Raw genomic sequence first — 16706 nt, forward strand, 5'->3', positions numbered from 1 at the left:
ACCGGCGTGAAAAATGCCTAGGCCTTTCGGCGCCAAAACCCCACACGCCTGGCCGAAGCGTTTCAACTAATCCATCTGCAACGCTTTCTGAGCTGCATTCCCGCACCCTGGAGGGCATCGATGGCGGTCAGACAGCAAGTACCGGTTCATCCGCAGGCAGGGTTCTTCGGCGCCGGGCCGTATCCCGCGCGCCGGGCCGTCGTCGCCCTCGTCGCCGTCGTGGCGGGGTTCGTGCTGACCGCCATCTGGTCGGCGCCGTTCGTCGACTCCGTGATCGGCGACAGCGTCGCGAACGGGCTCCTCGGCTACGACGCGAAGGCCACTCCGATCAGCGGGGTCCTCGCCGGGACGCTCTTCGCGTTCGTCTCCGGTCTCGCGGGGTCGTTCACCGCCTGCAACATCGCCGCCTTCGGCGCGGTCGCACCGCTGGTGGGTGACCAGGCAGGGGAGAAGCGGAGCGCGCTCAAGCCGCTCGGCTGGATCGCCGCCGGCATGCTCACCGTTTCGGTCGTCTACGGCGTGATCGTCGCGCTCGTCGGCACGCGGATGCCGCAGTTCGACACCGCGAAGACCACCGGGCTCTCGCCGCGCAGTGTCCAGTCCATGATCGCCTTCGGCGTCGTCGGCCTGGTCTTCCTGCTGATGGGCCTGATCGCCCTCGGCATCCTCCGCAACCCCTTCGCGAGCTTCACCCGCCGCCACCCGGCGGCGCCGCTGGTGCTGATGGGCGCGCTCATCGGCGGGTTCCTCATCGGCCGGCCGTACCCGCTCTTCCGGATCATGTTCCGCAGCGCCGCCGAGCAGCACAACGTCCTCTACGGCGCCGCCGCGTTCGCCCTCCAGTCGGTCGGCAACATCGTCGTCATGGCGGTGCTGTTCCTGATCCTCACCCGCGCGACGGGCGGGCGCGTGCAGCGCTGGCTGGCCGCGAAACCCGCGCGGATCGCGACCGTGACCGGCGCGGCGCTGCTCGTCGGCGGCACGTTCACGCTGCTCTACTGGGACGTCCGCGTGCTGGGCCGGCTCGGGATCATCTGGTTCCCGATGATCAACTGGTAGGCCGCCCGAGCCAGCGGTAGTCGGGTGCCGGGTCGAGCTGGACGCCGTTCGCGACGGCGATCAGCTCGGCCTCCGGCCGCGCACCCGACACCGTCAGCCAGCGTCCCGACGGCAGCCGGACCGCGACCATCGCGTCCCGCCCGGTCGCCGGCGCCACGAAGAAGCCTTCGCCGCCGCGGACCGTCGCCGGTTCGGCACCCTGCACGCCGGGGGCATCGCGGCCGGCGACGGCCCGCACGACGGCCACCGACGGCCGGGCCGGGTCGGCCGCGGTCAGCTCGGTGCGCGCGTCGCCGGGACCGGAGCCCCGCACCACGGTCGACCGTTCGGCCAGTCCCGCCGGCAGCGGGCCGAACCGCAGCTCGCCGCGGACGCCGACCGGGCCGGCGGCGACCGAGTCGGCGACCCGCTGGGCGACCGCGCGGGCGTCCGGGATCCCGAGGATCTGCACGACCAGCACGTGCTGCTCGTCGGTCAGCCAGGTGAGTTCCGCGGTACCGCCGGACCCGGTGAGCATGGAGACCCGGCCGTGCACCAGGGCCTGGTCCTTGATCGCGGCGATCTTCAGCGCCGTCTGCGACCACTCGGGGTCGGCGGTGGAGTACGCCATCAGCGTGATCCTGGACGGGCCGGCCAGCCACTGCCGGACCTGCGGGGTGATCCCGGGCCCGCCTTCGCGGTACTGCTCGGTGAAGCCGTCCGGCAGCCACTCGGGGCCGTAGCCGAGCACCGGGCGGCTCGCGGCGGGCGCCACGTCCGGCCGGGTCAGCAGCTGCGTGCCCGAGACGACGCCGACGACCACCACGACCACGGCGGCGGCGGCGAGGGCCAGCCGGGCCGCCGGCCGCCGCTTCCGCCCGGCGCGGGCGAGGGCGTCGCGCACCGCGTGGCCGTCCGGGGCGCGGGCGGCGAGGCGGTCCAGGCTGTCCCGGATCAGCGTCTCGGTCTGGTGCTCGCTGCGGGTCATTCGGGGACTCCGGTGGGGACGACGGTGTGGTTCAGCCCGGCTTGGCGCAGGGTGGCCAGTGCACGCGAGATCTGGCTGCGCACGGTGGAGGTGCCGCACCGCAGGAACGCGGCGATCTCGGTGTCGGAGTAGTTCTCGTAGTACCGCAGCACGACGGCCGCGCGCTGCTTGCGCGGCAGCGTCGCGAGCAGGCCGAGCATGGCGTCCCGCTCGTCGTAGGCGGCCGCCGGGTCGGGTTCCGGCGGGCCGAGCGCGTCGAGGACGTCGTGGCTGCTGGCCACCATCCGCCGCACCGCCCGCCGCCGCCACGACAGGTACTCGTTGGTGATCATCCGCCGCACGTAGGTCGGCGGCGCGGCGATGCCGTCCCACCGCTGCTGGGCGCGCAGGAGCACGTCCTGGACGATGTCCTGCGCCAGGTGCGGGTCGTTCGTCAGGACGGTGGCGTAGCGGAGCAGCCCGTCGAGCCGCTCCGCCACGAACTCTTCGAAGATCACACGCGTCCTTTCGGTCACCACTGTGGACGCGCGAGGGGGCCCGGCCGCTGCGTGGCGGGCGGAAGTTTTTCGGGGGCTCCGGGTGGCGGAGCCCCCGGCCCGGGGCGAAGCCCCGGACGTCACTGCGCTTTTTATCGCCCGAGGACGTCCTCCAGCCGGACGAAGGCGAAGCCGGTGGTCGGCAGGTCGCCGGCCGCGGGGCGGCGCTCGCCGTCGTGGACCACCAGGAGGCCGTGCGGGAAGCGGCGGCCGAGGGGCGCCGTGCTGATCGCCGAGCCGTCGGAGTGCTCGACCGAGTCCGTGCCGCGGCCCGCGACGATCCGCAGGTCACGGACGTGCCTGCCGTACACGACGAACCGCGAGTCGCCCTGGCTGGAGGCGAACAGCGTGCCGTTCGCCACCGCGAGGCCCTCCGCGTCGGCGGTCAGCCACCGGCCGCCGTAGCCGGGGTCGGGGCCGTCGGGCACGCAGGCATCGTCGTTCCAGCGCCGGGGCACACCGAAGGAGCGCACCCGGTCGACCAGCTCGGGCCGTCCGAAGCCGGACGGCGTCAGCGGGATCCGCCAGATCCCGACGTCCTCCTGGGCGGTGTAGAGGACACGGCCGTCGAACACCGAGCCCTCCAGCTGGGGCCGTTCGCCGGGTTCCTCGCACGGCGACCAGGCCGAGCCGTCCGGGAGCCGGAACGTCGACGGCAGGTCCACGGTGGCGACCGGCTCGGTGCCGACGGTGCCGCCGGGCCGGTCGGCCAGGCGCAGCAGCGCCACCCGCGTCTCGTGCCGCCGGGTCACGGCCACCCACCGGAGGCCGGTGCGCGGGTCCCGGCCCGCGGCCAGGCCGTAGGCGGTCCGCTGTTCGTCCACTTCGGACTCCGACGCGGAGAACACCGGCGCGGCGGCGGGGTCGGTGACGTCGCGCAGCACGTGCGCGCCGGCGGCCGAGCCCGCGGGGTCGATCCGGTAGACGCGGACGCGGTCCCGCCCCCGGTCGCTGACGACCGCCAGGTCCCCGACGACGTCGACGTTGTTGAACCGCCCGCCCGGTCCCGCGGGCGCCAGCTGCAGGGTCCGCGCGCCCAGGTCGAACGCGGCGAGGCCGCCCTCCTTGAGGGTGCCGAGGACGACGCTGCGTTCAGGGTCGCGCGGGTGCACCCAGATCGCGGGGTCGTCGGCGTCGGCATCGGCGGGGGAGGCGCCGGCGTCGTCGACGAAGGCCTGCGTCTGGAGGACGGGCGCCGGATCGCGGGGCGCGGCCGAAGCGGGGACGGCGGTCAGGAGGGAGACGGCGGCGACGGCCACCGGGAGGAGTCTGCGCACGCCGGGAAACTAGACGAATCGGGTGGCCGGGGAGTGAACGGCAGATGCCGGGCCGTGCCATCGGCGGAGGTCCCGACCCCCTTGACTACGCTGGTGGCCATGTCTGTCGCGGTGCGGGTGATCCCCTGTCTCGACGTCGACGCGGGCCGGGTGGTGAAGGGGGTCAACTTCGCCGGCCTTCGCGACGCCGGTGACCCTGTCGAGCTGGCCCGGCGCTACGACGCCGAAGGTGCCGACGAGCTCACCTTCCTCGACGTCACGGCCTCCTCCGGGGACCGCGAGACCACCTACGACGTCGTCCGGCGGACCGCCGAGCAGGTCTTCATCCCGCTCACCGTCGGCGGCGGGGTGCGCAGCAACGACGACGTCAACCGGCTGCTGCGGACCGGGGCCGACAAGGTCAGCATCAACACCGCCGCGATCGCCCGGCCCGAGTTCCTCAGCGAGGCGTCGAGGAGGTTCGGCGCCCAGTGCATCGTGCTGTCCGTCGACGCCCGCCGCGTGCCCGAGGGCGGCGAGCCGACCGCCTCCGGCTTCGAGGTCACCACCCACGGCGGCCGCCGCGGGACCGGCATCGACGCCGTCGAGTGGGCCGCGCGGGGCGAGGAACTCGGCGTCGGGGAGATCCTGCTGAACTCCATGGACGCCGACGGCACCAAGAACGGCTTCGACCTCGAACTCATCGAACTCGTGCGCAAGGCCGTGCGCGTCCCGGTGATCGCCAGCGGGGGCGCCGGGGCCGTCGAGCACTTCCTGCCCGCCGTGCGGACCGGGGCCGACGCCGTGCTCGCCGCCAGCGTGTTCCACTTCGGACAGTTGAAGATCGGGGACGTCAAGGACGCCCTGCGCGAAGGCGGGGTCGAGGTCCGGTGAAGGGCTGGCAGGCACCCGCCGAGGTGAAGGTCACCGCCGGCCTGCTGGTCGGGCTGCCCGTCGCGTGGGCGCTGCTCGACCTGATCCCGGTGCTCGGCGCCGGGGCGGGCCTGGCCATCTACCGGATGCCCGCGCTCGCGCTGATCCTCGGCGGCGTCGTCACCACCGGGCTCGTCCTCCGACACGGCAGTGCGCGGATCGGCGGCCTGGTCGTCGCGGTAGTGTTCGCGCTGCTGCACGCGTTCCTGCTGCTCGGTGCCGAGCTGTGGTTCAACAAGCTGTTCTCCGGCCTCTCCTTCGCCGGCTACGGCTACGCGTTCGTCCTGCTGAATTCGATGCCGCTCAAGCGGCACATCCTGGGAGCCAACGCATGACCCTCGACGCGGGCGTCTCGGCGCGCCTCAAGCGCAACGCCGACGGCCTGATCGCCGCGGTCGTCGTCGAGCACGCGACTTCGGACGTGCTGATGATGGCCTGGATGAACGACGATGCCCTCGCCGCCACCCTCGCCACCCGCCGCGGGACGTACTGGTCGCGCAGCCGGCGGAAGCTGTGGGTGAAGGGCGAGACGTCCGGCCACTACCAGCACGTTCGCGAAGTGCGGATCGACTGCGACGGCGATACGGTCCTGCTGCGCGTCGACCAGACCGGCCCGGCCTGTCACACCGGCACGCACACCTGTTTCGACACCGAGGAACGCCTCCTCCTGGCCGATGAGAAAGAGCTCGCGTGACCATCGTCGCCGACATCCTGGTCGGGCTCGTCGCCCTGATCCACCTCTACATCGTCGTCCTGGAGATGTTCCTCTGGACGACGCCGCGCGCCCGCGCCGGCTTCGGCTTGACCAAGGAGTTCGCGGAGCAGACCAAGACGCTCGCCGCGAACCAGGGGCTGTACAACGGCTTCCTGGCGCTCGCGCTGGTGTGGGGCCTCATCGCGAGCGACCCGACCGGGTTCCAGCTCAAGCTGTACGGCATCGTCTGCGTGATCGTCGCGGGCCTCTACGGCGCCGCGACGGCCAGCAAGCGGATCCTCTTCGTCCAGGTGGTCCCGGGCGCGCTGGCGCTCATCGCGCTGCTGCTCGCCCGCTGAGCCTGCTGACTTGCACGCCCGGCGTGCCCCGGGGGTTGCCCCGGTGTGCGCTTCCCCCATTCCGGCGCTGAGCTGGGGGTTTCCGCTTTAGGCTGCCGCCATGGATACGGGGAGGGACGCCCAAGCCGCCGTTCGGCGGCTGTCGCGCCGAAGAACGGCGTGGGCGCTGACCACGGGCTTGTGCGCGGCCGTCTTCGTGCTCTTCGTGATCGGCACGGCGGTGTCGCTGGCCGACCCCGCCTACGTCTTCGCGGACGGCGAACTCGCCGCCGACTTCGGGACGCTCGCCGGTTCGGCGGCGCTGGGCGCTCTGGCGGTGTCCCGCAACCGGGCCGCCGACCGCCGGGCCGAGTCCGTGCTGGCGCAGTTGTGCCTCGAAAGCTGGCTGCCGCCGCCGGAGCCGCTCGACGGCGGTGTCCGGGTCGACTTCGACGTCGAAACCGCCCGGCTGCGCACTCTCGGCCGGCGTGCCCTGGCGCTCGCGCTGCTCTGGTTCGGGGTGCTGGCCGGCGGCATCGCGGGTCTCGAGGCGATCGAGAACGCCGCCGAGCAGCTCCTGGCCACCGGCGCCCGCACCGGCGGTGAGGTCGTCGAAGTCGTCAACCCGCGCAGCGGCCGGGGCGCGCCGTCGATGTGGGTGCGGTACTCGGCCGGCGGCACCGTGTTCACCGAGGAGATCGTCCGGGAAAGCAGCCGCGCCTACACGCCCGGCGACAGCGTGACGGTGGTCTACGACCGGGCGGACCCGGAGCACGCCCGCACGGTGGAGGAGCCGAACGACGACCAGTACCTGGTCGGGTTCTGCGTCGTGCCGATGCTGATCGCGCTCGTCGCGGTGCCGTTTTCGGTGGTGGGCGCATCGCGGTGGCGGCAGCGGCACCGGGCCGTGCGGCACACCGGCTGGCGCCTCGCCGCCGTGACGGTGGTCCCCGACTACCCAGTCCGCAAGGGCCGGCACAGCCCCGACATCCACGTTCGCTACCGCGACGACTCGGTGATCGCGTTGCGCGCTGCCGCCTCGACGCACGGCGCCACGGTGCTGAAGGACCGGCCGGACCGGCAGGCCTGGGTCGGCGGCTGGGGACGCGACATGGTCGTGCTGTTCCCGTACGCACCGCTGCGGAAGCGGCCTTATGCGGTCCCGGCGTACGCGAGGTCGCTGCGGAGAGCCGGTTAACCTTTCCCCATGGGGGACTGGTTGCCGCCGCCGGAGCGCGGCGAGCCGGAATGGGCGGCCTGGGGTTCGGCGACGCTGCAGGCGAGGTTCGCGCGCTGGGTGTTCGCCACCGTGGCCGGGATCTTGATCGCCGCGGCCTTCCTGTTCGCCGGTCTCGTGGTGCCCGCGGTGGGGGCCGCGGTCCTCACCGGAGTCCCCGGTTACTGGAGTGTCGCGTGTCACCGGCGGACGGTCGCCGCCCGCCGGACGGGCTGGCGCACCGCAACGGTCACGCTCACCGGAGTGTGGTTCACGACGCTGAGGCGGCCCCTTGGAGGCACCGTAGCCGTGCGGTTTCCGGATGGCAGCCGCATCGGCCTCCGGCCGTGGGAGACCAACAGCGCGGTGCGGGCGCTCTCGGAACTGCCGGACCTGCCCGCCCTCGTCGCCGGGGAAGGGTCCGCGGCGCTGACGGTGCTCATCCCGCCCAAGCCGCCCCGGCGGGAGAAGCCGGTGCTGTTCGGGGCCTGCGCCGACACTTACCGGTGGCTGCCGGAATCCTGAGCCAGACGGTCGAGAACGAAACGCCACGCCCGGGCGGAAACGGTCAGCTGACCGGCCCGGCGGGCCTTCGTGTCCCGAACGCCCACGACCGGCCCCAGCGCCACCTCGACGCAGCTGTAGTTTTCCCCGCTGTGCGAGGACTTCCGCCAAACGGCCATGTGGTCGCCTCCGCTAGTGTGCAGCCTCCTGGAGCAGCTCCCGGGAGGCGGCTTCGCTCAACGCCTGCTCGCCCAGCATCTTAACCACCCGCTGGTGGGCGAGGGTTTGCGTCTTTTCGTGCAGGAACGCGCTCGAATGGGCGTGCTCGACGAAGGTGATCGGGGGCGTGCCGGGGAATTCGTAGATCTCGAACGGTCCCAGCAGACCGGTGTGGTAGCCGAGCCCGGCCGGAACGACCCGCACCGAGATGTTCGTTCGCTGCGATATTTCGAGCAGATGATCGATTTGGTCGGACATGACGGCCGGGCTGCCGATGGTTTCCCGGAGCGCCCATTCGCCGATCAGGGCACGCAACGCGACCGGGTCCCGCCGCGTGAGCACTCCCTGCCGTTTGAGCCGGATCCGCAGGCGCTTGTCGGCCTCTTCGACCGCGACCGAGGAGGCCTCCATGATCGACCGGATGTAGTCCGGGGTCTGCAGCAATCCGGGCACGAGCAGCGGTGACCAGGCGGTGATCTTGGTCGCGGTGCTCTCGAAGGTCAGCAACGCCGTGAGGGCATGGGAGATGTCGGTGTTGCTCGACGCCAGCCAATTGGGCTCTCGGGCGTGCCGGGCCAGCGTGCGGATCCGGTCGCGCTTCTCCCCGCGGATGCCCAGCAGCGCCAGAATCGCCGACACGTCCTCGACGCTCGGCAGGCGATGCCCCTTCTCCCACGCCGACAACAGCTGGGGCAGGATGCCCAGTTCGTCGGCGAGAACGCGCAGACCGACTTTGCGTCCTTCGCGTTCTTCGCGCAGCGAAGCGGCGAGAGTTCTCGCGGCGGGCCCCGAAGACGTTGGCTTCATGAGCCGATAATACGAATCCCGTCGATTCCCCGATTGTGCGAATGGTGTCCACGAATGGCGATGGAAAGCCATTCCCTCCGGCATCCGGGTGACCCGCACGCCCCTGCTCTAAGCTCGGCTGATGGATCCCCTGCGCGAGCTCGTCCGGCGGCGCTCGCGGTGGCTGGCCGTCGCGGCGGGCGGGGTGGCCGTTTTCGGGTTCTTCGTGGTGGCCGTGACGGCTTACCTGCTCGTCGTCGCGGATGCCGGCTTCGGCTCGGGGGACATTTCCGCCTTGATTGTCGTTTTTGCGGCTTCGCTCGGTTTCGCGGGTCTCGGCGCGTGGCGCCTGCGGACGCTCGCGCACCGGATCCGCGGCACCGCGAGCGAAAACGGCTTCGGTGCCTGGCTGCCGCCGCCGAGTGCCGCCGACCACGATCGCCGGATCGACTTCGACGTCGAAACCGGGCGGGTGGGCCGGACCGCCCGGCGCGCCGCGGCGCTGCTCCTGATCTGGGTTGCGCTGGTCACGGGCGGGCTCACCGGGATGCACCTGCTCGATGAAGCCGCCGACGAGCTCCTCGCGACCGGTGCCCGGGTCCCCGGCGTCGTGCTGTCCGTGTACACCCCCGACAAGGGCACCCGGTCGATGCAGGTGCGCTACGGCGGCCGGACCGCGAAGATCGTCCGGGACTCCGGGCACCGCTACCACGTCGGCGAGGCGGTCACCGTCGTCGTGGATCCCGCCGATCCGGAGCACGTGCGCACCACGGAGGAGACGAACGAGAACCAGTTCGTCTTCGGCCTCTGCATCGGTTCACTGGTGCTCGGCCTGGGCGGGACGCCGGTCGCGGCCGGGGCGGCGCTCGGCTGGCGGCGCCGGGCCCGCGCGGTCGCGGTCACCGGGTGGCGGGTCGCCACCGTGGACGTCGTGCCCGACCGCTCGGCCGGCGGCCGCAAGCGGCCACCCCCCACCATCCGGGTCCGCTACCCCGACGGCACCGGGCTCGCGCTGCGGACGATGCCTTCGACGCACGGCGCCAAGGCACTGGCGGACTTCACCGACCGGCTCGCGTGGGTCGGCGGCTGGGGGCGGGAAATGGTCGTCCTCTTCCCGAACGGCCCGCGCCGCCCGGGACCGTACGCGGTCCCCGCGGCCGCGAAGGCGCCCCGCGCGGTGGGCGCGGGCCGCCGCTGAGCGGACGGTTTTCGTCCTGACATCGGCTGATGGAGCTGCGGTGGGGATGGCTCGTGGTGACGGTGGCCGCGGTGCGCGTCTTCCTGTTCTTCGGCGCGGGCACGGCGTACTCCCTGCTGACCCCGGACTACGTCTTCACGGACGGCGAACTCCCCGGCGAGGCGCTCATCCTGACCGGCTCCGCGGCCCTCGCCGCGTTCGCCGCCCACCGCCTGCACGCCCCGGACCGGCGGCGGCGCGAAGAGGTGCCGGACTTCGGTGCCTGGCTGCCCGCGCGGGGCGGCTCCCACGGCGAAGGCCGGATCCACCTCGACGCGCAGACCGCGCGCCTGCGCCGCACCGCCCGCCGGGCCACCGCGATCGCCGCCGCCTGGGCCGTGCTGTTCGCGGGCGGCCTGGCCGGGGTGGTCGCCGCCGACCGCGCCGCCGCTGCCCTCCTGGTCACGGGCGTCCGCGTCGACGGCTCGGTGATCGAGGTCTTCGACCCGGCCAGGGGCGCGCCGACGATCCGGGTGCGTTACGAAGCACAGGGTGCTTCCCGGGTGGCGGAGATCACCCGCGACTCCGGGCACGAGTACCACTCCGGCGAACCGGTGATCGTCGTCCACGACCCCGCCGACCCGGCGCACGTCCGCGCCACCGCCGAAGCGAACGAAGACGGGGTCCTGACGGGCTTCGGCGTCATGTTCCTGGTGACCGGCTTCTTCGTGCTGCCGTTGGCGGCGACCGCGGCGCTGGGCTGGTGGCGCCGGGCCCGCGCGGTCGCGGCCACCGGGTGGCGGATCGCGAGGGTGACCGTCGTGCCGCACCTCCCGCGCGGCGAGGAAATCGAGGCCCGCTACCGCGACGGCAGTGAGATCGTGCTGCGCCGCGTGCCGTCGCTGCTCGGCGCCGGCACCGCGGTCCGCCGCCGCGCCTGGATCGGCGGCTGGGGACGGCGGATGGTCGTCCTGTTCCCGGCCGGCCCGGACCGGACCGGCCCGCGCGCCGTCCCGGTGTACGCCACCGGGCCGCGGGCTCAGCCGATTTCGCCAGTGAGGTAGCGCTGCAGGTTCGGCGCGATCGCCCGCACGAGGACCTCGACGTCCTCGGTGGCGAGCGGCGCGAACTTCGCCACGTACCGGATCATGCCCAGGCCCACCATCTGGGTGGCGCACAGGTTCATCCGCAGCGGGATGCGGTCCGAGCCGATCGAGGTGATCAGCGCGCTGAAGAACCGCTGGAAGAAGTCGCGCAGCACGTGCCCGGCCTGCTCGTGGCCGGTGATGCTGCGGATGAGCGCCACGAACACGCCGCCACCCGCGGTGTCCCAGCGGGTGATGAAGGTGCGGACGATCCGCTCCCCGAGCTCGTCGTCGGGGCCTTCGCGCAGTGCCTCCTGCAGTTCCATGGGGTCGAACGGCAGCTCGAGGACCGCCTGGGCGAACAGGCCTTCCTTGCTGCCGAACCAGTGGTTGACCATCGCCGCGTCGACGCCGGCGCGGGTGGCGATCGCGCGTACGGTCGCACCGTCGTAGCCGGTTTCGGCGAACACGGCCCGCGCGGCTTCGATCAGCGCCGTGCGGGTGTCCTGGCCGGCGGGCCGGCGTCCGCGGCGGCGGCCCGTAGTCTCGGTGTTGTCCGTGGTGCTCACCGCTCCATCATGACCCATGCACCCCGGTAATTCAACACTCATTGAATTACGGCCCGGCGCGGCCGGGATCCGCCGGGGCGGCACAATGAGGTCCATGGTCAGCGCATCCGCCGGTTCGACCGGTCCCGGCACGGTCAGCCCCTCCCGCGAAGACTTCCGCGCCCTCGCCGAAAGCCGCCGCGTGATCCCGGTCGTGCGCCGGGTCCTCGCCGACGGCGAGACGCCGATCGGGGTGTACCGCAAGCTCGCCGCCGACCGGCCCGGCACCTTCCTCTTCGAGTCCGCCGAGAACGGCGCGTCCTGGACCCGCTGGTCGTTCATCGGGGTCCGCAGCCCGGCCGCGCTCACCGTCCGCGACGGCGAAGCGGTCTGGACCGGCACCCCGCCGGTCGGCCTGCCCGGCGGGGGCAACCCCCTGGAAGTCCTGCGCGAGACCATCGAAGCCCTGCACACCGAGCCGCTGCCCGGCCTGCCCCCGCTGACCGGCGGCATGGTCGGCTACATCGGCTACGACGCCGTGCGCTGGCTGGAAAAGCTGCCGGAGCTGGCCGAACGCGACCTCGACATCCCCGAGCTGACCATGCTCCTGGCCACCGACCTGGCCGCGTTCGACCACCACGAGGGCACGGTCACGCTCATCGCGAACGCCGTCAACTGGGACGACTCGCCCGAGCGCGTGGACGCGGCCTACGACGACGCCGTCGCCCGGCTGAGCGCGATGACCGAGCAGCTGCAGGTGGCCGCGCCCGCCACCGTCGCCGCGTTCGACCGACCCGTGCCGGAATTCACCCGGAAGCGCTCGAAGGCGGACTTCCACGCGGCGGTGGAGAAGGCCGTCGAGGCGATCAAAGCCGGCGAAGCGTTCCAGATCGTGCCGTCGCAACGGTTCGAGATCCCCACCGCCGCCGACGCGATCGACATCTACCGCGTGCTCCGGACGTCCAACCCGAGCCCGTACATGTACCTGCTGCGGCTCGACGGCTTCGACATCGTCGGCTCCAGCCCCGAATCACTGGTCACCGTGCGGGACGGCCGCGCGACCACGCACCCGATCGCGGGCACCCGCTGGCGCGGCGCCGACCCCGAAGAGGACGCGCAGCTGGCCAAGGACCTCCTGGCCGACGAGAAGGAGCGTGCCGAGCACCTGATGCTCGTCGACCTCGGCCGCAACGACCTGGGCAAGGTCTGCAAGCCGGGCACCGTGCGCGTCGTCGACTTCTTCCAGATCGAGCGCTACAGCCACGTCATGCACATCGTGTCCACCGTCACCGGTGAGCTGGCCGACGGCAAGACGGCGTTCGACGCGGTCACCGCCTGCTTCCCGGCCGGGACGCTGTCCGGCGCGCCGAAGGTCCGCGCGATGGAGCTGATCGAGGAGCTCGAACCGGTCCGCCGCGCGCTGTACGGCGGGGTCGTCGGCTACCTCGACTTCGCCGGCGACGCCGACACGGCCATCGCGATCCGCACGGCCCTGGTGAAGGACGGCGTCGCGCACGTCCAGGCCGGCGGCGGGGTGGTCGCCGACTCGGTGCCGGACTACGAGGACACCGAATCGCTGAACAAGGCCAAGACCGTGCTCTCGGCGGTGGCCGCCGCGCAGACGATGGTGGCGGCGGGCGCCCTCGACCCGGCCGCGGACGCCGCTCATGTCTGACACGCCGGACGCGCCGCTGCGGCAGGACACGGCCGCTCCGGCGGTGGCGACGGCCTCGAGGCGTCCACTGTGGATGATCGTGGCCGCGCTCCTGCTGGGCGCGCTCGCGCTGTGGGGTGCGTCACGGCTGACCTGGTTCGCCGAGTTCCGCGACGGCGGCGTGCGGGGGATGGTGCTGCACCGCGAGACCGGTGAGCAGCGCGCCACCGCGCTCGTGCCGCTGGCGCTGCTGGCCCTGGCCGGCGTGGCCGGGCTGGTGGCCACGGGCGGCTGGGCGCGTCGCGTCCTCGGCGTCGTGCTGGCGCTCGCCGGGGCCGCGGCGATCTGGGCCGGCGTCGCCGGGGTCCGGTTCGGCGGCTACGCCGACGGGCTCCCGGTGGCCGAGATGCTGCTGGGCCGCGGCCTCGCCGTGCTCGGGGGAATTCTCGTCGCCGCCGGCGGGTTGGCAGCCCTCAAGGGCGCGGGCCGGGCCGCGCGGCTCGGCGCGAAGTACGCGGCCCCGGCGACGCGGAAGAAGGCGCGTGACCCGGACGCCGAGCTGTGGGAAGCGCTGTCCGAGGGGGAAGACCCCACGGACGTCCGGGGCAGGCATTCGGAGTAACGCGCACACCCGGAACCGGGCGGTTCGGATGCGGGGGTTAGCATCGTTTCGGCGGGAAGGGGAAGGTTTTTGTGAGCGACCTTGCGAGTGAATCCGTGAGCACGTACCCAGGCGGGGGCGTCCGGTGACCGTGCTCGAAGACATCGTCGCCGGCGTGCGGGAAGACCTCGCCGTGCGGGAATCCGCGCTGCCGTTCGACGAGCTGAAGATCCGCGCGGCCGCCGCCCCGGCGCCGCGCGACGTGATGGCCGCCCTGCGCGAGTCCGGCATCGGCGTGATCGCCGAAGTCAAGCGGCGCAGCCCCTCGAAGGGCGACCTGGCCGACATCCCCGACCCGGCCGCGCTGGCGAAGGACTACGAGGCCGGCGGGGCGCGCGTGATCAGCGTGCTCACCGAGCAGCGCCGCTTCGGCGGTTCGCTGGCCGACCTGGACGCGGTCCGCGCGGCGGTGGACATCCCCATCCTGCGCAAGGACTTCGTCGTCAGCCCCTACCAGGTGCACGAGGCCCGCCTGCACGGCGCCGACATGGTGCTGCTGATCGTCGCCGCGCTGGAGCAGAACGCGCTCGTCGCGCTGCTCGACCGCGTCGAATCGCTCGGCATGACCGCGCTGGTGGAGATCCACAACGCCGAGGAGGCCGACCGGGCCCTCGAGGCGGGCGCCAAGGTCATCGGCGTCAACGCGCGCAACCTGCACACCCTCGAGGTGGACCGCGACGTCTTCTCGCGGCTGGCCCCCGGCCTGCCGATGGACGTCTACAAGGTCGCCGAGTCCGGTGTCCGCGGCCCGGGCGACCTGATGTCCTACGCCGGCCACGGCGCCGACGCGGTGCTGGTCGGCGAGGGGCTCGTCGCCTCCGGCGACCCGAAGGGCGCCCTGGTCAAGCTGGTCACCGCCGGTTCCCACCCCGCCTGCCCGAGGCCGTCGCGGTGACCCAGGAGCACGACAAGCACGACCCGGACGAACGGGGCTACTACGGCCCGTACGGCGGGCGGTTCATGCCGGAGGCGCTGATCGGCGTCGTCGACGAGGTCGCCACCGAGTACGACAAGGCCCGGCACGACCCGGAGTTCCTGAACGAGTTCAACCGCCTGCTGAAGGACTACGCGGGCCGTCCGTCGCTGCTCACCGAGGCCAAGCGCTTCGGCGAGCACGCCGGTGGCGCGCGGGTGTTCCTCAAGCGCGAGGACCTGAACCACACCGGCTCTCACAAGATCAACAACGTGCTGGGCCAGGCGCTGCTCACCAAGCGGATGGGCAAGAAGCGGGTCATCGCCGAGACCGGCGCGGGCCAGCACGGCGTCGCGACGGCCACCGCGTGCGCGCTGCTCGACCTCGACTGCGTCGTCTACATGGGCGAGGTCGACACCGAGCGCCAGGCGCTGAACGTGGCCCGGATGCGGCTGCTCGGCGCCGAGGTGATCCCGGTCAAGACCGGGTCGCGGACGCTGAAGGACGCGATCAACGAGGCGCTGCGCGACTGGGTCACCAACGCCGACACCACGCACTACCTCTTCGGCACGGCCGCCGGCCCGGCGCCGTTCCCGACGATGGTGCGCAACTTCCACCACGTCATCGGCACCGAGGCGCGGGAGCAGATCCTCGAACAGGCCGGGCGCCTGCCCGACGTCGTCGCCGCGTGCGTCGGCGGCGGGTCGAACGCGATCGGCATCTTCTCCGGCTTCTACGACGACCCGTCCGTGCGGCTGGTCGGCCTGGAGCCGGGCGGCGAGGGCATCGAGGGCAACCGCCACGGCGCCACCCTGACCAAGGGCACCCCGGGCAGCCTGCACGGCGCGATGACGTACCTGCTGCAGGACGAAGACGGCCAGACGGTCGAGTCGCACTCGATCTCGGCCGGGCTCGACTACCCGGGCGTCGGCCCGGAGCACGCGTGGCTGAAGGACACCGGCCGCGCCGAGTACCGCCCGATCACCGACGCCCAGGCGATGGACGCGTTCAAGCTGCTGTCCCGCACCGAGGGCATCATCCCGGCGATCGAGTCGGCGCACGCGCTGGCCGGCGCGCTGGACCTGGGCCGCGAGCTGGGCCCGGACGGGCTGATCGTCGTGAACCTGTCGGGTCGCGGCGACAAGGACATGGACACGGCGGCCAAGTGGTTCGGACTGGTGAACGGATGAGCGGGCTCGACGACCTCTTCGCCGCGACGCGCGCCGAGGGGCGTGCCGCGCTGATCGGCTACCTCCCGGCCGGCTTCCCGACGGTCGACGGCTCGAAGGACCTGATCGCGGCCTGCGTCGACGGTGGCGCGGACCTGATCGAGGTCGGCGTCCCGTATTCGGACCCGGTGATGGACGGTCCGACCATCCAGGCCGCCTCGGTGACCGCGCTGGACAACGGCTTCCGCCTCAAGCACCTGTTCGAGGTGGTCGAGTCGGTGTCGGCCCGCGGCGGCCGCGCGGTGGTGATGACGTACTGGAACCCGGTGAACCGCTACGGCGTGGACCGCTTCGCGCGCGACCTCGCTTCGGCGGGCGGGCTCGGCCTGATCACGCCCGACCTGATCCCGGACGAGGCCGGCGCGTGGATGACGGCGTCCGAAGAGCACGGCTTGGACCGGACGTTCCTGGTCGCGCCTTCGTCGTCGGAGGAGCGGCTCGCGCTCACGGCGGCCGCGTCGTCGGGCTTCATCTACGCGACCGCGGTGATGGGCGTGACGGGCGCACGCGACCAGGTCGGCGCGGGAGCCGAGGCGCTGGTGCGCCGCACGCGGGCCCACACGGACCTGCCGATCGGCGTCGGCCTCGGCGTCCGGTCCGGTGAGCAGGCGGCCCAGGTGGCCTCCTTCGCGGACGCGGTGATCGTGGGCTCGGCCCTGGTCACGGCGGCGGCCGAGGGCTCGTCCGGGGTTCGTGCCCTGTCTGCCGAGCTGGCCGAGGGCGTGCGCCGGGCGGTCGCCACCGCTTGACCCGGAGTGCCCTCCCGGGTGCCGGGGCTCGGGTGCCTTCGCGGATTCCCGGTCGGCCACGATTGCGGCTGAACACCATTCTTCGCCGTTTTCCTATTTGCGGACCGATCCGTTGGGAATTGACTTCCCGGAAACGGCGGAGACCGGGGAAGATGCGCCGCCGAAATTGACTCTTACGAACG

At 72.6% G+C, this 16706-nt stretch carries 20 protein-coding genes; 14 read left to right on the top strand and 6 right to left on the bottom strand.

Annotation, left to right across the window (positions count from 1 at the left end; all coding sequences use genetic code 11):
• Window positions 1-120 precede the first annotated feature (120 nt).
• Window positions 121-1059 carry a hypothetical protein gene (locus QRY02_RS00690; RefSeq protein WP_285989541.1) on the top strand — a complete coding sequence of 313 codons (939 nt, stop codon included), beginning with the start codon at window positions 121-123 and terminating at the stop codon, window positions 1057-1059.
• Here the strand turns inward: QRY02_RS00690 and QRY02_RS00695 are convergent.
• The 3 genes from QRY02_RS00695 to QRY02_RS00705 form a co-directional block, all read right to left on the bottom strand.
• Entirely contained in the window at window positions 1049-2026 is a 978-nt protein-coding gene (locus QRY02_RS00695) for a hypothetical protein (protein ID WP_285989542.1), read from the bottom strand. The genes QRY02_RS00690 and QRY02_RS00695 overlap by 11 nt on opposite strands.
• Window positions 2023-2523: a SigE family RNA polymerase sigma factor gene (locus QRY02_RS00700; protein WP_285989543.1), complete on the bottom strand. Its 501-nt coding sequence runs from the start codon at window positions 2521-2523 to the stop codon at window positions 2023-2025. Before QRY02_RS00700 ends, QRY02_RS00695 begins: the two co-directional genes overlap by 4 nt.
• A 131-nt stretch (window positions 2524-2654) precedes the next feature.
• Window positions 2655-3821 carry a phytase gene (locus QRY02_RS00705; RefSeq protein ID WP_285993729.1) on the bottom strand — a complete coding sequence of 389 codons (1167 nt, stop codon included), beginning with the start codon at window positions 3819-3821 and terminating at the stop codon, window positions 2655-2657.
• A gap of 117 nt (window positions 3822-3938) precedes the next feature.
• Here QRY02_RS00705 and hisF point away from each other — a divergent pair, with 117 nt between their 5' ends.
• From hisF to QRY02_RS00735, 6 genes are all read left to right on the top strand, one after another.
• Entirely contained in the window at window positions 3939-4712 is a 774-nt protein-coding gene (hisF, locus tag QRY02_RS00710) for an imidazole glycerol phosphate synthase subunit HisF (protein ID WP_285989544.1), read from the top strand.
• Window positions 4709-5086, top strand: coding sequence for a hypothetical protein (locus QRY02_RS00715; protein ID WP_285989545.1), 378 nt, complete (start codon window positions 4709-4711; stop codon window positions 5084-5086). The genes hisF and QRY02_RS00715 overlap by 4 nt, the downstream gene beginning before the upstream one ends.
• The gene (gene hisI, locus QRY02_RS00720; RefSeq protein WP_285989546.1) at window positions 5083-5445 is read left to right on the top strand and encodes a phosphoribosyl-AMP cyclohydrolase; all 363 of its coding nucleotides are present in this window, start codon (window positions 5083-5085) and stop codon (window positions 5443-5445) included. Before QRY02_RS00715 ends, hisI begins: the two co-directional genes overlap by 4 nt.
• Window positions 5442-5804, top strand: a complete 363-nt coding sequence (locus tag QRY02_RS00725; protein ID WP_285989547.1) for a DUF1304 domain-containing protein — start codon at window positions 5442-5444, stop codon at window positions 5802-5804. Before hisI ends, QRY02_RS00725 begins: the two co-directional genes overlap by 4 nt.
• Before the next feature lie 100 nt (window positions 5805-5904).
• Window positions 5905-6981, top strand: coding sequence for a DUF3592 domain-containing protein (locus tag QRY02_RS00730; protein ID WP_285989548.1), 1077 nt, complete (start codon window positions 5905-5907; stop codon window positions 6979-6981).
• A 9-nt stretch (window positions 6982-6990) separates the two neighbouring features.
• On the top strand, window positions 6991-7524 hold the full coding sequence (locus QRY02_RS00735; RefSeq protein WP_285989549.1) for a hypothetical protein: 534 nt from the start codon (window positions 6991-6993) through the stop codon (window positions 7522-7524).
• Here QRY02_RS00735 and QRY02_RS00740 read toward each other — a convergent pair.
• Together QRY02_RS00740 and QRY02_RS00745 are read right to left on the bottom strand one after the other, a co-directional pair.
• Window positions 7500-7682 (bottom strand): DUF397 domain-containing protein, encoded by a 183-nt coding sequence (locus QRY02_RS00740; protein ID WP_285989550.1) that lies wholly within the window; start codon window positions 7680-7682, stop codon window positions 7500-7502. The genes QRY02_RS00735 and QRY02_RS00740 overlap by 25 nt on opposite strands.
• Before the next feature lie 13 nt (window positions 7683-7695).
• Complete coding sequence (locus QRY02_RS00745) at window positions 7696-8628, bottom strand: helix-turn-helix domain-containing protein (protein WP_285989551.1); 933 nt, start codon at window positions 8626-8628, stop codon at window positions 7696-7698.
• 22 nt (window positions 8629-8650) lie between these two features.
• On the opposite strand from QRY02_RS00745, the gene QRY02_RS00750 reads away from it, so the two are divergent.
• Window positions 8651-9706: a DUF3592 domain-containing protein gene (locus QRY02_RS00750; protein WP_285989552.1), complete on the top strand. Its 1056-nt coding sequence runs from the start codon at window positions 8651-8653 to the stop codon at window positions 9704-9706.
• Window positions 9707-9735: 29 nt separating this feature from the next.
• Complete coding sequence (locus QRY02_RS00755; RefSeq protein ID WP_285989553.1) at window positions 9736-10749, top strand: DUF3592 domain-containing protein; 1014 nt, start codon at window positions 9736-9738, stop codon at window positions 10747-10749.
• Here the strand turns inward: QRY02_RS00755 and QRY02_RS00760 are convergent.
• Window positions 10725-11357, bottom strand: coding sequence for a TetR/AcrR family transcriptional regulator (locus QRY02_RS00760; RefSeq protein ID WP_285989554.1), 633 nt, complete (start codon window positions 11355-11357; stop codon window positions 10725-10727). The genes QRY02_RS00755 and QRY02_RS00760 overlap by 25 nt on opposite strands.
• Before the next feature lie 76 nt (window positions 11358-11433).
• Between QRY02_RS00760 and QRY02_RS00765 the strand changes: the two genes are divergently transcribed.
• The 5 genes from QRY02_RS00765 to trpA all read left to right on the top strand — a co-directional run bounded on the left by QRY02_RS00765 (window position 11434) and on the right by trpA (window position 16524).
• A complete protein-coding gene (locus QRY02_RS00765) occupies window positions 11434-12993 on the top strand; it encodes an anthranilate synthase component I (protein ID WP_285989555.1) in 1560 nt (519 codons plus the stop codon).
• Between the two features lie 73 nt (window positions 12994-13066).
• Window positions 13067-13594 (top strand): Trp biosynthesis-associated membrane protein, encoded by a 528-nt coding sequence (locus tag QRY02_RS00770; RefSeq protein ID WP_285993730.1) that lies wholly within the window; start codon window positions 13067-13069, stop codon window positions 13592-13594.
• A gap of 124 nt (window positions 13595-13718) precedes the next feature.
• Window positions 13719-14528: an indole-3-glycerol phosphate synthase TrpC gene (gene trpC, locus QRY02_RS00775; RefSeq protein ID WP_285989556.1), complete on the top strand. Its 810-nt coding sequence runs from the start codon at window positions 13719-13721 to the stop codon at window positions 14526-14528.
• Complete coding sequence (gene trpB, locus QRY02_RS00780; RefSeq protein WP_285989557.1) at window positions 14525-15736, top strand: tryptophan synthase subunit beta; 1212 nt, start codon at window positions 14525-14527, stop codon at window positions 15734-15736. Before trpC ends, trpB begins: the two co-directional genes overlap by 4 nt.
• Window positions 15733-16524, top strand: coding sequence for a tryptophan synthase subunit alpha (gene trpA / locus QRY02_RS00785; RefSeq protein WP_285989558.1), 792 nt, complete (start codon window positions 15733-15735; stop codon window positions 16522-16524). The genes trpB and trpA overlap by 4 nt, the downstream gene beginning before the upstream one ends.
• Window positions 16525-16706 lie beyond the last annotated feature (182 nt).

Origin of the sequence: Amycolatopsis sp. DG1A-15b (genome assembly GCF_030285645.1) — a bacterium.
Taxonomy (GTDB): Bacteria; Actinomycetota; Actinomycetes; order Mycobacteriales; family Pseudonocardiaceae; genus Amycolatopsis.

What these genes read in the sequence shown, in the direction of transcription:
- trpA (WP_285989558.1), top strand. Translation starts at nt 15,733, where the DNA reads ATGAGCGGGCTCGACGACCTCTTCGCCGCGACGCGCGCCGAGGGGCGT.
- QRY02_RS00730 (WP_285989548.1), top strand. Translation starts at nt 5,905, where the DNA reads ATGGATACGGGGAGGGACGCCCAAGCCGCCGTTCGGCGGCTGTCGCGC.
- hisF (WP_285989544.1), top strand. Translation starts at nt 3,939, where the DNA reads ATGTCTGTCGCGGTGCGGGTGATCCCCTGTCTCGACGTCGACGCGGGC.
- QRY02_RS00760 (WP_285989554.1), bottom strand. Translation starts at nt 11,357, where the DNA reads ATGGGTCATGATGGAGCGGTGAGCACCACGGACAACACCGAGACTACG.
- QRY02_RS00750 (WP_285989552.1), top strand. Translation starts at nt 8,651, where the DNA reads ATGGATCCCCTGCGCGAGCTCGTCCGGCGGCGCTCGCGGTGGCTGGCC.
- QRY02_RS00765 (WP_285989555.1), top strand. Translation starts at nt 11,434, where the DNA reads ATGGTCAGCGCATCCGCCGGTTCGACCGGTCCCGGCACGGTCAGCCCC.
- QRY02_RS00690 (WP_285989541.1), top strand. Translation starts at nt 121, where the DNA reads ATGGCGGTCAGACAGCAAGTACCGGTTCATCCGCAGGCAGGGTTCTTC.
- QRY02_RS00755 (WP_285989553.1), top strand. Translation starts at nt 9,736, where the DNA reads ATGGAGCTGCGGTGGGGATGGCTCGTGGTGACGGTGGCCGCGGTGCGC.
- QRY02_RS00695 (WP_285989542.1), bottom strand. Translation starts at nt 2,026, where the DNA reads ATGACCCGCAGCGAGCACCAGACCGAGACGCTGATCCGGGACAGCCTG.
- QRY02_RS00770 (WP_285993730.1), top strand. Translation starts at nt 13,067, where the DNA reads ATGATCGTGGCCGCGCTCCTGCTGGGCGCGCTCGCGCTGTGGGGTGCG.
- hisI (WP_285989546.1), top strand. Translation starts at nt 5,083, where the DNA reads ATGACCCTCGACGCGGGCGTCTCGGCGCGCCTCAAGCGCAACGCCGAC.
- QRY02_RS00740 (WP_285989550.1), bottom strand. Translation starts at nt 7,682, where the DNA reads ATGGCCGTTTGGCGGAAGTCCTCGCACAGCGGGGAAAACTACAGCTGC.
- QRY02_RS00735 (WP_285989549.1), top strand. Translation starts at nt 6,991, where the DNA reads ATGGGGGACTGGTTGCCGCCGCCGGAGCGCGGCGAGCCGGAATGGGCG.